Source organism: Brevibacterium sp. NPDC056726, assembly GCF_042790515.1.
Lineage (GTDB): Bacteria > Actinomycetota > Actinomycetes > Actinomycetales > Brevibacteriaceae > Brevibacterium > Brevibacterium sanguinis.
Genome location: NZ_JBHTYZ010000004.1, coordinates 228,897 through 240,779 on the forward strand (window position 1 = coordinate 228,897; position 11,883 = coordinate 240,779).

Here is an 11,883-nt window from a genome sequence, read left to right on the forward strand (position 1 = left end):
TCCCGACCTGTCGGCCGGGAGCCCTTCACTGCGCTGATGTCAGCTGCCTGCAAGCTTCTCACGCAGGGCTGCGAGTGCTTCGTCGCTGGCGAGCGTGCCTTCGTCGCCCGACTCCTCGGAGGAGAAGGACCCGGTGGCGGGAGCGGCGTCGGAGCCCGATTCCGCGGCGCCGGCCTCGGCGTCTGCGGCAATCGCCTTCGCGACCTGCTTCTTGTGCTCTTCCCAGCGCGACTGGGCGGCGGCGTACTGCTGCTCCCAGACCTCGCGCTGCGCCTCGAAACCCTCGATCCACTCGTTGGTCTCGGGGTCGAAGCCTTCGGGGTACTTGTAGTTGCCGTCCTCGTCGTACTCCTGCGGCATGCCGTAGAGAGCGGGGTCGAGGAACTCTTCGGCCTCGGGGTCGACGCCTTCGTTCGCCTGCTTGAGCGAGAGCGAGATGCGGCGGCGCTCGAGGTCGATGTCGATGACCTTGACGTAGATCGTCTCGTCGACGGAGACGACCTGCTCCGGGAGGTCGACGTGGCGCACGGCGAGCTCGGAGATGTGGACGAGGCCCTCGATGCCGTCCTCGACGCGCACGAACGCACCGAACGGAACGAGCTTGGTGACCTTGCCCGGCACGATCTGGCCGATGACGTGGGTCCGGGCGAAGTGCTGCCACGGATCTTCCTGCGTCGCCTTGAGCGAGAGCGAGACGCGCTCCCGGTCCATGTCGACGTCGAGAACCTCGACGGTGACCTCGTCACCGACGGTGACGACCTCACCCGGGTGATCGATGTGCTTCCAGGACAGCTCCGAGACGTGCACGAGTCCGTCGACACCACCGAGGTCGACGAAGGCACCGAAGTTGACGATCGAGGAGACGACGCCCGGACGGACCTGACCCTTCTGGAGGGTCTGGAGGAAGTCGTGGCGGACCTCGGACTGGGTCTGCTCGAGCCAGGCGCGGCGCGAGAGGACGACGTTGTTGCGGTTCTTGTCGAGCTCGATGATCTTCGCCTCGACCTGCTGCCCGATGTAGGGGGCGAGGTCGCGGACGCGACGCATCTCGACGAGCGAGGCGGGGAGGAAGCCGCGGAGGCCGATGTCGACGATCAGGCCGCCCTTGACAACCTCGATGACGGTGCCGGTGACGACCCCGTCCTCTTCCTTGATCTTCTCGATGTCGCCCCAGGCGCGCTCGTACTGCGCACGCTTCTTCGACAGCATGAGACGGCCCTCTTTGTCCTCCTTCTGGAGAACGAGTGCCTCGATGGGGTCCCCGACCTCGACGACTTCGCCGGGATCGACATCGTGCTTGATGGAGAGTTCACGCGAAAGGACGACGCCTTCCGTCTTGTATCCGATGTCGACGAGGACCTCGTCGCGATCGACCTTGACGACGGTGCCTTCGACGATGTCGCCATCGTTGAAGTACTTGATCGTCTCGTCGACGGCGGCGAGGAAGTCCTCAGCGGTTCCGATGTCATTGACAGCGACCTGCTTCGGCTGCACCGATTCCGGCGTGGTGGTGGTCATATAGGTAGGGACTCCGATGGAATTGTGTCCCGGATCCGATACCCTTGATCTGCTGTGACACAGCCTGTGGGGAATCGCATCCGGTCTCGATTACGATTATGGACTTGTATGCATACGCACATACGGTTGTCAATACTAGCATCATTCAGGGCGTGAATGCACCCTCGGAATCCGAGGTGATCTGCCCGTTCGACCGCGGAGGACTCATGAGCGACGGAAGCTATTCGACAGAGGTCATCAGCGGCGGGTACCTGCCCATCGACGAAGAGGCGTCAGTGCGCGCCAATCGCAGCTATTGGGACAACTCCGCCGAGGACTACCTCGCCGAGCACGGCAGCTTCCTCGGCGCCTCCGATTTCATCTGGTGTCCCGAGGGAATTCACGAATCCGACGTCCATCTCCTCGGTGACGTCGCCCGCCGCCAGATCCTCGAGGTCGGGTGCGGGGCCGGCCAGTGCTCCCGCTGGCTCGCCGAGGAGGGGGCGATCGCCACCGGCATCGACGTCTCCGCGGGCATGCTCGAGCAGGCCTCGCGCCTGCAGCGGGAGAATCCGCTGAGCGCCGACGCCACTCCCCCGACGTTCGTCCGCGCCGATGCCCGCCAGCTGCCGTTCGCCTCGAACAGCTTCGACATCGCGTTCTCCGCGTACGGGGCCCTCCCCTTCGTCAAGGACGCCGAGGTGGTCCTCGCCGAGGTGGCCCGCGTCGTCCGTCCCGGCGGGAAGTGGGTGTTCTCGACGACGCATCCGATGCGCTGGATGTTCCCCGACGTGCCCGGGGAGAACGGGCTGACCGTCGAGTACTCGTACTTCGACCGGACCCCGTACGTCGAGATCGCCGCCGACGGTCAGCCCGTCTACGCCGAGCACCACCGGACGATGGGCGACTGGGTGAGCCTCCTCGTGGCCGCCGGCTTCCGGATCGACGCGGTCACCGAACCCGAGTGGCCCGACTCCAACGAGACGGCGTGGGGCGGCTGGTCGCCCCTGCGCGGTGCTCTCATGCCCGGCACCGTGATCTTCTCGACAACCCTGCCCGAGGCCTGACCTCTGCCCGAGGTTTGAATTCTGCCCGGGGCCTGACCCGTGCCCCTACTACGCGACTGCCGGGCCGCCGGACCGCCTCGGCGCGAACTTCCGTCGATCACGCGGCAGCTGCCCCTCGATCAAGGGGCAGCGCGGATAGCGGGTCGTGCACGGGCCGCTATCCGTGCTCCGGCTTGATCGAGAGCGCGCCAACGCGATTTCCGCGCTGCCGCGAGATCGAGAGCGGGGCGGCCGCGAACCTCGGTCGAGGACCTCGTCAGTCGAGGACGGAGAAACGGTCTCCGAGCGCGGTTCTGCCCGTCAGCGCCAGGAGCACGCGCTCTCCGTCGCCTCCGAGGGCAGCCAGTCGGGCTGCGATACCGAGCGATTCGACCAAGGGACCGTCCGGCGCCGAGGCGGTGATTGCGGCAGCCGCGGCAATGTCGAGACCGTGCACGGTGAGTTCGAACGTCCGCGTCGGCAGATAGGCACTGAGCAGCATCGGGCCGGCGGCGGTCGTCATGACGCGGTCCTCAGCCGACTGAACGAGCGGGATGACCCGGTCGGCGATCGCGCTCAGCGCACGCCCGGGGTCGCTGCCGAGGGCCTCACCGGCGGCGACGCCCCGCTCGAACACGGCGCCCGGATCGGTGCTCGTCTGCGTGGCGACGAAGGCGAAGTAGGCCTCCGGGCTCTCGAGCGCCACCTCGTCGGCGGGAGCGACCAGGTAGGCCTCAACGGTGAGCAGTGACCTGCTCGTGTGACCGACGAGGGCACGGAGACTCCAGTCGCCCAGGCCGGGTCCGTCCCATGCGCGCGGGTCGATGCGGTCGACGAGGGACTCGACCCAGCAGGCCGCCTCGGCGAAGTTCTCGGTCAATCGCCCGTCCATGTCGACAGTCTAGCCAGGTTCGGACCACCACCTCGGCGCACGATCCTGCTCGTGCCCACGCCACACCGCCCTCAGTGGGCGGCGGCATGCCAGACTCAGTGGGCGGCGGCGTGCCAGGAGACGCCGGTGCCGACGTTGACGTCGAGCGGGACGTCGAGTTCGTACGCCGATCCCATCTCCTCGGTGACGATGGCCTTGACCTCGTCGGCCTCCTCGGGGTGGAGGTCGACGATGATCTCGTCGTGGACCTGGAGGAGCATCCGGGATCGGAAGCCCTCGAGGCGGTCGGCGACCTTGAGCATGGCGATCTTCATGATGTCGGCCGCCGAGCCCTGGATCGGGGCGTTGAGCGCCGCGCGCTCGGCCATCTCCCGCAGCTGCCGGCGGTCGCTGTGGAGTGCCGGCAGATAGCGCCGGCGGCCCATGATCGTCTCGGTGAAGCCGTTGTCCCTGGCCTGCTCGACGATCTCGTCGAGGTAGTCCTTGACGGCGCCGAAGCGCTCGAAGTACTGGTCCATGAGACCGCGGGCCTCATCGACGCCGATCGCCAGCTGCTTCGACAGTCCGAATGCGGAGAGTCCGTAGACGAGGCCGTACGACATCGCCTTGACCTTCGAGCGCATCGTCGCATCGACCTCGTCGATGCCGACGGAGAAGACCTTCGAGCCGACGTAGGAGTGGAGGTCCTCGCCGTCCTTGAACGCCTGGATGAGCGCGGCGTCCCCGGACAGATGCGCCATGATGCGCATCTCGATCTGCGAGTAGTCGGCGGTGAGGAGCAGTCCGCCCGGCACGTGCGGGTCGGCGACGAAGACCTCCCGGATGCGCCGGCCCGACTCCGTGCGCACGGGGATGTTCTGCAGGTTCGGGTCGAGCGAGGACAGGCGGCCGGTCGCCGCGACCGTCTGCTGATACGTCGTGTGGATGCGCCCGTCCTCGGCGACGGTCTTGCCGAGGCCGACGACGGTCTGCTTGAGCTTCGTCGCGTCGCGGTGGGCGAGCAGGTGCTGGAGGAACGGGTGCTCGGTCTTGACGAAGAGCTCGGCCAGCGCATCCGCGTCGGTCGTGTATCCCGTCTTCGTCCGCTTCGTCTTCGGCATGTCGAGTTCGTCGAAGAGGACCGTCTGGAGCTGCTTCGGGGAGCCGAGGTTGACCTCGTGGCCGATCGCCTCGTACGCGAGTTCGGCACTTGCCTGCGCCTGCTTCGTGAAGTCCTCGACGAGTTCGGCCAGCCCCGCTTCGTCGATGGCGATGCCGGCGAGCTCCATGCCGGCGAGGACGGGCACGAGCGGCAACTCGATGTCGCGGTAGACCTGGGTCATGTTCGCCTCGTCGATGGCCGTCGCGAGGATCTCGTGGACCTCGAGCAGGGCCGCGGCGTTGGCGCCGTGGGTGCGCGCGGTCGCGTCGGTGTCGAGGTCGAGGGCGAGCTGACCGTCCTTCGCTTCGGCGGGGGCGAGGTCGATGCCGGCGCGCTCGGCGGCGATGTCGCGCAGTTCGTAGCTGCGCTGGTCGGGCACGAGGAGGTACGCGGCCAGGGCCGTGTCCCCGGCGACGTCGGTGAGGTCGATGCCCACCGAGCGCAGGGCCTTGATCTGCACCTTCGAGGAGTGGAAGATGAGCGCGGCCTTCCGCAGGGCGGCCTCAAGGGCGGCCAGGTCGGCGTCGCTCGCCTCTCCCAGGTCGACCACCGAGGCGGTCCCCGGCTGGGCGGAGACCGCGAGGAAGCGCACATCGCCGTGTCCGAGTTCGTACGTCCCGTCGGTGTCGAGCGCGAGGACATCCGCCTCGGCGATGGAGTCGAGGAGGGCGGGCACAGCGACCGTCGCGATCTCGACCTCCCGGGCGGGGGCGGACTCCGCCGCCTCCGGGGTCGCGGCGTCGCCGAAGATCGCCGCCAGGCGCTTGCCGAGGGCCTGGAACTCGAGCTGGTCGAAGAGGCTGCTGAGCTCGGCCGGGTCGCCCTCGCCCCATTTCAGGTCGGCGAAGTCGAGGCCGAGGTCGAGGTCGTCGAGGAGCCGGTTGAGGCGGTAGTTGCGTTCGACCTCGGGGATGTGGTCGCGCAGCTTCTCCCCCACCTTGCCGCCGATCTCGTCGGCGTGCTCGAGCACGCCGGGCAGGTCGCCGTGGGCCTTGAGCCATTTCGCGGCGGTCTTGTCCCCGACTCCGGGCACGCCGGGCAGGTTGTCGGCCTTCTCCCCGACGAGCGCGGCCAGGCCCCGGTAGTTGGCGGGGGTGACCCCGTACTTCTCCTCGATCGCCTCGGGCGTCATCCGCACGAGGTCGCTGACCCCGCGCTTGGGATAGAGGATCGTCACGGTGTCGGTCGAGAGCTGGAAGGAGTCCTTGTCCCCGGTCATCACCTCGACCGCGGCGCCGGCCTCGGTGCCCATTGTCGCCATCGTCGCGAGCGCGTCGTCGGCTTCGAAGCCCTCCTTCGTCACGACCCGGATGCCCATGGCGGTGACGATGTCCTTGATGAGGTCGATCTGCGGGTGGAACTCCGGCGGGGTCTTCGCCCGCCCCGCCTTGTACTCCGGGTACTCCTCGAGGCGGAACGTCTCCCGGCCGAGGTCGAAGGCGACGGCGACGTGGCTCGGCGATTCGTCGCGGAGGACGTTGATGAGCATCGAGATGAACCCGAAGATCGCGTTCGTCGTCTGGCCGGTGCTCGTGGAGAAGTTCTCCGCCGGGAGGGCGTGGAAGGCGCGGTAGGCCAGCGAGTGACCGTCGATGAGCAGGAGGGATTCGTTAGCGTGACTCACATGCCTTAGCCTAGCGTTCATCACGGACATGAGAAGGAGATCGATGGTGGTTCCGCACGTATCGCTGACAGCAGAGACGACCGAGGACGAGGCTAAGGGTCTGCTCGACCAGCTCAACGCCCAGGGCGCCGGGGGTGGGCTCGCCGACCGGATGGGCATCGCGTTCACCGGCATCGGCTTCGACTGGATGAGCGCGACCGTGCCGGTCGCAGGCAACACGCAGCCGATGGGCCTCTTCCACGGCGGCGGTCACGTCGTCCTCGCGGAATCGCTCGCCTCGATGCATGCGTTCCTCACCAGCGGCGGGAAGAACGTCGTCGGCGTCGACCTCAATGCCACCCATCTGCGGGCGATGCGCGGAGAGCTCGTCACCGGGCGCGCCGAGGTGCTCCACCGCGGCCGCACGCTCATGTCCCACGAGGTGAGGATGACCGACGAGGAGGGTCGGCTGCTCTCGATCGTGCGGATCACGAACATGATCCTCGCCTCGAAGGCGCAGTAGGCCGCCCGGCGGTCGGGTCGTTGGGTGGGCACCGCTCACCGGGTGGGCAATGCTTGCCGGATGGGCAGCGCTCACCGTGATGCGCCGAGGCGGTCGACCGCCTCGGCGCGGTGATCGTTTCCGCACGCACGACGGCCCCGGTCGCGGTTCTCTCCGCGTCCGGGGCCGAGTCGTCTCAACGTGAGCCGGGGTCGGCGCCGATCAGCCGGCAACCGCCCGATGGGAAGGTGTCAGTCCTTCTTCGCGCCGATCTGCTTGAGGACGGTTTCGGCGACTTCGCGCATCGTCAGACGGCGGTCCATCGAGGTCTTCTGGATCCAGCGGAAGGCCTCGGGTTCGCTCAGACCCATCGAGGTCTGGAGGAGGCTCTTCGCGCGCTCGACGAGCTTGCGGGTCTCGAAGCGCTCGGTGAGGTCGGAGATCTCGGATTCGAGCGAGCTGATCTCCGCGTGGCGCGACAGCGCGATCTCGAGCGCCGGGATGAGGTCGGCCGAGGTGAAGGGCTTGACGACGTAGGCCATCGCTCCGGCGTCGCGGGCGCGCTCGACGAGTTCCTTCTGCGAGAACGCGGTGAGGAGGACGACGGGGGCGATGCGGGCCTTGGCGATGCGCTCGGCCGCGGCGATGCCGTCGAGGATCGGCATCTTGATGTCCATGACGACGAGGTCGGGACGCAGCTCTTCGGCCAGCCGGATCGCGGATTCGCCGTCCGCGGCTTCACCGACGACGTCGTAGCCGACTTCGCGGAGCATTTCGACGATGTCGAGACGGATCACGGCCTCGTCTTCGGCCACGACGACGCGGCGGACGGGCACGGATTCATCTGCGGTGGGTTGTTCGCTGTTGGAAAGCACGGCACCAGTCTAGACCAGGCATGCCTGCGCATCAGCCGTTTCCCCTGTGAGGACAGCCACCCATGGGGCAAGGCGATTGGGCGATGCCGCGTGCCCTGCCGTAGAGTTGTCGATGTCGGGAACGGTGTTCTCGACGAGCCGGATTGGCGGAATCGGTAGACGCGGCGCACTCAAAATGCGTTGTCGAAAGACGTGTGGGTTCGAGTCCCACATCCGGTACCACGGCGACGTGTCCCTGCATCGCGCCTGCGATATCGCGGCACGTTCAGCACTTTCGGGTCGGCACAGACGCCACTCTCGGCACGACTCAGCAGCAGTGCATCCGTACGCTTGCGGAGCTTCGTGCAATTGACACCAGTGGCCTCCGCAGACTCGTGATTTCGCGCCAAGCTCATGGCGACCCCTGGGATTCTGCGCCAGGTAGATGACGGCCCCTGAGGTTCTGCGCCAGGGTCATGGCGAAATCGCACTCATTTTCGCCATGGGCGTGGCGCACAATCGCCGCCGAGGTGGCGCACACGCGATTCATGCAGTGAGTCGGGGACCGCAGAGAGAGCGCGAGACCAACGAGGTGCGCCGGGGGTGCGAGGATTTCAGAAAACTTGACAACGAGCACTTGCCGGAAGCCAGGAGTCCCTGAGTTCAAGCGGCGAACAGGGCCTCGAGCGATGAGAGCGGGTGACGGGAGTCGAACCCGCCTCTAGACCTTGGGAAGGTCTCATTCTACCGATGAACTACACCCGCGAAGTGGAACATCTCCCAATGTAGCCGATGTCAGGCGACTATGCGCAGTCGACGCGCGAATCGAGACACCGATCTGCGGTGAGGCGCGTGTCGCGGACGTGCAGAACGCACGCGACCGTCCGGCCCGGAGGCCGGACGGTCGATGGTGCTCACTCAAGCGGACGCCCCCGTTCAGGGGCGGGCGCAGCAGGAGATCTCAGTCCCGCGAGATCTCAGACGCGCGAGCTCTCAGTCCGCGCCCCGGCAGCGGATCCAGCAGCACCCGCAGTTCCGGAGTCGGCGACGGACTTCTGCGCATCGCCGACGACGTTCGAGCCACCGGCTACCGGAGCAACCGCACCCGTGGCGCCGTCCGCACCCGAGACACCGTCCGCGCTGGCACCGTCAGCGACGTCCTCGGTCACCGGCACATAGCCGTCGATGCGCTTCGCGTCGTACCGGGTGACGTCGAGGATGCCGTGGCGCTTCGCGACGATCGCCGGGATGAGCGCCTGACCGGAGACGTTGAGCGCGGTACGGCCCATGTCGACGATCGGTTCGATCGCGAGCAGCAGTCCCACACCCTCGAGCGGCAGGCCGATCGTCGACAGCGTGAGGGTGAGCATGACCGTGGCACCCGTCGTCCCGGCGGTCGCGGCCGACCCGATGACGGAGACGAAGATGATGAGCAGGTACTGGATGGGTCCGAGCTCGATGCCGAAGAACTGGGCGACGAACACCGCGGCGATCGCCGGGTAGATGGCCGCGCAGCCGTCCATCTTCGTCGTCGACCCGAACGGCACGGCGAAGGCCGCGTACCCCTGCGGGACGCCGAAGTTGTCGGTCGCGACCTTCTGCGTCACCGGCATCGTCCCGATCGAGGAACGGGAGACGAAGCCCATCTGCGTCGCCGGCCACACACCGGAGAAGTACTGGCGCACGGAGAGTCCGTTGACGCGGGCGAGCAGCGGGTAGACGACGAAGAAGACGATCGCGAGTCCGATGTAGACGGCGACGACGAACCACAGCAGGGATCCCATCGTCGACCAGCCGTACGAGTTCACGGCGTTGCCGATGAGGCCGAGCGTGCCGATCGGGGCGATCCGCACGATCCACCACACGACCTTCTGGACGACGGCGAGGGCCGCCTCGGCGAATTCGAGGAACGGCTCGGCCGCCTTGCCCACCTTGACCGCGGCGATGCCGAGCGCACCGGAGACGATGATGAGCTGGAGGACGTTGAAGTTGACCTCCGAGGCCAGCGCGCCCGTGTCATCAGGTGCCGTCGCGACCTCGAGGCCGAGGAAGTTCACCGGGATGAGCCCGGTGAGGAAGCCGATCCAGCTGCCCTCGCTCGACGGCGCCCCGCCCTGCAGGGACGCGGCGTCCGCGTGCGCGCCGGGCTGCATGACGACGCCGATGATGAGTCCGATGATGACGGCGATGAGCGCGGTGAGCGCGAACCACAGCAGCGTCGACACGGCGAGCTTCGCGGCATTGGTCACCTTGCGCAGGTTGCCGATGCTCGCGATGATCGCGGTGATGATGAGCGGCACGACGGCCGCCTTGAGCAGGGTGACGTACGAGGACCCGATGGTCTCGAGCGTCGTCCCCAGCCAGTTGTCCTGCGTCTCGCTCACAGGTCCCCACGAACGGGCGACGAGCCCGAGGACGACACCGGCGATCAGCGCGATCGTCACCTGCACCCCGAACGACTTCGACCAAGCCGGCAGTCTCATATGGTTCCTTTCGACGGTGGCACGGGCACAGCGGCGCCCGTGGAAAACTCAACTCACTGCACAACTGTTGAGCAATCCGTCGAATTCCGCAAACCGGAGTGACATGGATCGCAACTTCGCCGAGGCGGCCAACCATCCCGTACGACTGGATCCCCGCCGAGGTGGTCGACCAGAAGAGCAGTGGCCGGCCGTCCCGGACGACGGCACACAGAAGGGCCCGACCGGAGAGGTTCTCCGGTCGGGCCCTCACTGCTGCCGGACACGAGCCTCACGCGCACAGCGCGAGCGCTCAGTTCACGCGCTCAGTCCAGACGCTCAGCCCTCCTCGGACTGCACGATCGGGATGTCGCGGGTGATCGGCGCCTCGGACACGACGCCGTACCCGGCGAGGGGATCCTCGTCGCTGTCGCTCGAGTCCTGGTACGCCGCGGCCACGCCCTTCGCGGCATCGCCCATCGTGTGGATGCGCAGGGCGTTCGTCGACCCGGGGATGCCGGGAGGCGATCCGGCGACGAGGATCGACTGGTCGCCTTCGCGGGCGGTGCCGTCGGCGAGCAGCACCGCGTCGACCTGCCGGGCCATCTGGTCGGTGTGGCGGACGGTCTTGACGAGGTAGGGCCGCACGCCCCACGTCAGCGCGAGCTGGTGACGGACCTGCGGATCGGGGGTGAAGCCGAGGATCGGCCACCGCGGACGCAGCCGCGACATCCGGCGCACGGAGTCACCGGTCTGCGAGAACGTGCAGAGCAGATCGATGTCGAGCTGCTGAGCGATCTGCACGGCGGCGGCCGTGACGGCGCCGCCCTTCGTGTGCGGGACGGTGCCGAGCGGACGGATCCGATCGAGCCCGTGCTCCTCCGTCGAGGAGATGATCCGGCTCATCGTGCGGATCGCCTCGACCCAGTGGGCACCGACCGAGGTCTCCCCCGAGAGCATGAGCGCATCGGCGCCGTCGAGGACCGCGTTCGCGCAGTCGCTCGCCTCGGCGCGGGTGGGCCGTGAGGCCTCGATCATCGTCTCAAGCATCTGCGTGGCGACGATGACGGGCTTGGCCTGCTGGCGCGCGATCTCCACGGCGCGCTTCTGCACGATCGGCACCTGTTCGAGCGGCAGTTCGACGCCGAGGTCGCCGCGGGCGACCATGATCCCGTCGAAGGCGTCGATGACGGCGTCGAGCTCCTCGACGGCCTGCGGCTTCTCGAGCTTGGCGATGACGGGGGCGCGCACGCCGACCTCGTCCATCACGGCGTGGACGTCGTCGATGTCGGCGGGGCTGCGGACGAAGGAGAGGGCAACCCAGTCGAACCCGAGGCCCAGACCCCATTTGAGGTCGTCGATGTCCTTCTCCGACAGCGCCGGCACGGACACGGGCACACCGGGCAGGTTGATGCCCTTGTGGTTGGAGATCGGACCGCCGATCTCGACCTCGGTGACGACGTCGGTCTCGGTAACCTCGGTGGCCCGCAGGCGCAGGCGGCCGTCGTCGATGAGCAGCGGGTCGCCGACGGACACGTCGTTCGGCAGCGTCTTGAGCGTCGTGCTCACGATCTCCGCGGTGCCGGGCACGTCGCGGCTCGTAATCGTGAAGGTCGCCCCGTCCTCGAGGTACTCCTTGCCGTTGGCGAAGGTGCCGACTCGGATCTTCGGACCCTGGAGGTCGAGGAGGACGGCGACGGCGCGGCCGGTGTCGAGAGCGGCCTGGCGGACCCAGGCGAACTTCTCCTCATGCTCTTCCCGCAGCCCGTGGCTGAGATTGAATCGGGCGACGTCGACGCCCTCATCGACGAGTGTGCGGATGTCTTCGTAGGAATTCTGATTCGGACCCAGTGTTGCGACTATCTTTGCTCGCCTCATGCACTCCACCC

Annotated in this window: 8 protein-coding genes and 2 tRNA genes; 3 read left to right on the forward strand and 7 right to left on the reverse strand. The window is 67.5% G+C overall.

Going from position 1 to position 11,883, the window contains the following annotated elements; all coding sequences use genetic code 11:
• Nucleotides 1-39: 39 nt before the first annotated feature.
• Entirely contained in the window at nucleotides 40-1,518 is a 1,479-nt protein-coding gene (gene rpsA, locus ACFQ91_RS10000; RefSeq protein WP_198498851.1) for a 30S ribosomal protein S1, read from the reverse strand.
• Nucleotides 1,519-1,724: 206 nt separating this feature from the next.
• On the opposite strand from rpsA, the gene ACFQ91_RS10005 reads away from it, so the two are divergent.
• Nucleotides 1,725-2,564: a class I SAM-dependent methyltransferase gene (locus ACFQ91_RS10005; RefSeq protein WP_137824113.1), complete on the forward strand. Its 840-nt coding sequence runs from the start codon at nucleotides 1,725-1,727 to the stop codon at nucleotides 2,562-2,564.
• Between the two features lie 256 nt (nucleotides 2,565-2,820).
• Here ACFQ91_RS10005 and ACFQ91_RS10010 read toward each other — a convergent pair whose 3' ends face one another.
• Both ACFQ91_RS10010 and polA read right to left on the reverse strand, forming a co-directional pair.
• On the reverse strand, nucleotides 2,821-3,435 hold the full coding sequence (locus ACFQ91_RS10010; RefSeq protein ID WP_211979177.1) for a maleylpyruvate isomerase N-terminal domain-containing protein: 615 nt from the start codon (nucleotides 3,433-3,435) through the stop codon (nucleotides 2,821-2,823).
• Between the two features lie 95 nt (nucleotides 3,436-3,530).
• The gene (polA, locus tag ACFQ91_RS10015; protein WP_211979176.1) at nucleotides 3,531-6,200 is read right to left on the reverse strand and encodes a DNA polymerase I; all 2,670 of its coding nucleotides are present in this window, start codon (nucleotides 6,198-6,200) and stop codon (nucleotides 3,531-3,533) included.
• 43 nt (nucleotides 6,201-6,243) lie between these two features.
• Here polA and ACFQ91_RS10020 point away from each other — a divergent pair, with 43 nt between their 5' ends.
• Nucleotides 6,244-6,702 (forward strand): hotdog fold thioesterase, encoded by a 459-nt coding sequence (locus tag ACFQ91_RS10020; RefSeq protein ID WP_211979175.1) that lies wholly within the window; start codon nucleotides 6,244-6,246, stop codon nucleotides 6,700-6,702.
• A gap of 230 nt (nucleotides 6,703-6,932) precedes the next feature.
• Here ACFQ91_RS10020 and ACFQ91_RS10025 read toward each other — a convergent pair whose 3' ends face one another.
• On the reverse strand, nucleotides 6,933-7,556 hold the full coding sequence (locus ACFQ91_RS10025) for an ANTAR domain-containing response regulator (RefSeq protein ID WP_232623608.1): 624 nt from the start codon (nucleotides 7,554-7,556) through the stop codon (nucleotides 6,933-6,935).
• Between the two features lie 137 nt (nucleotides 7,557-7,693).
• On the opposite strand from ACFQ91_RS10025, the gene ACFQ91_RS10030 reads away from it, so the two are divergent.
• Nucleotides 7,694-7,778, forward strand: a tRNA-Leu gene (locus ACFQ91_RS10030).
• Between the two features lie 451 nt (nucleotides 7,779-8,229).
• On the opposite strand, the gene ACFQ91_RS10035 is transcribed toward ACFQ91_RS10030, so the two are convergent.
• The 3 genes from ACFQ91_RS10035 to pyk form a co-directional block, all read right to left on the reverse strand.
• Nucleotides 8,230-8,300: transfer RNA gene (locus ACFQ91_RS10035), tRNA-Gly, on the reverse strand.
• A 212-nt stretch (nucleotides 8,301-8,512) separates the two neighbouring features.
• Complete coding sequence (locus tag ACFQ91_RS10040; protein ID WP_249121056.1) at nucleotides 8,513-10,018, reverse strand: dicarboxylate/amino acid:cation symporter; 1,506 nt, start codon at nucleotides 10,016-10,018, stop codon at nucleotides 8,513-8,515.
• Nucleotides 10,019-10,333: 315 nt separating this feature from the next.
• Complete coding sequence (gene pyk, locus ACFQ91_RS10045) at nucleotides 10,334-11,872, reverse strand: pyruvate kinase (protein ID WP_376871096.1); 1,539 nt, start codon at nucleotides 11,870-11,872, stop codon at nucleotides 10,334-10,336.
• Between the last annotated feature and the right edge of the window lie 11 nt (nucleotides 11,873-11,883).

What these genes read in the sequence shown, in the direction of transcription:
- ACFQ91_RS10040 (WP_249121056.1), bottom strand. Translation starts at nt 10,018, where the DNA reads ATGAGACTGCCGGCTTGGTCGAAGTCGTTCGGGGTGCAGGTGACGATC.
- pyk (WP_376871096.1), bottom strand. Translation starts at nt 11,872, where the DNA reads ATGAGGCGAGCAAAGATAGTCGCAACACTGGGTCCGAATCAGAATTCC.
- ACFQ91_RS10020 (WP_211979175.1), top strand. Translation starts at nt 6,244, where the DNA reads ATGGTGGTTCCGCACGTATCGCTGACAGCAGAGACGACCGAGGACGAG.
- rpsA (WP_198498851.1), bottom strand. Translation starts at nt 1,518, where the DNA reads ATGACCACCACCACGCCGGAATCGGTGCAGCCGAAGCAGGTCGCTGTC.
- ACFQ91_RS10005 (WP_137824113.1), top strand. Translation starts at nt 1,725, where the DNA reads ATGAGCGACGGAAGCTATTCGACAGAGGTCATCAGCGGCGGGTACCTG.
- ACFQ91_RS10010 (WP_211979177.1), bottom strand. Translation starts at nt 3,435, where the DNA reads ATGGACGGGCGATTGACCGAGAACTTCGCCGAGGCGGCCTGCTGGGTC.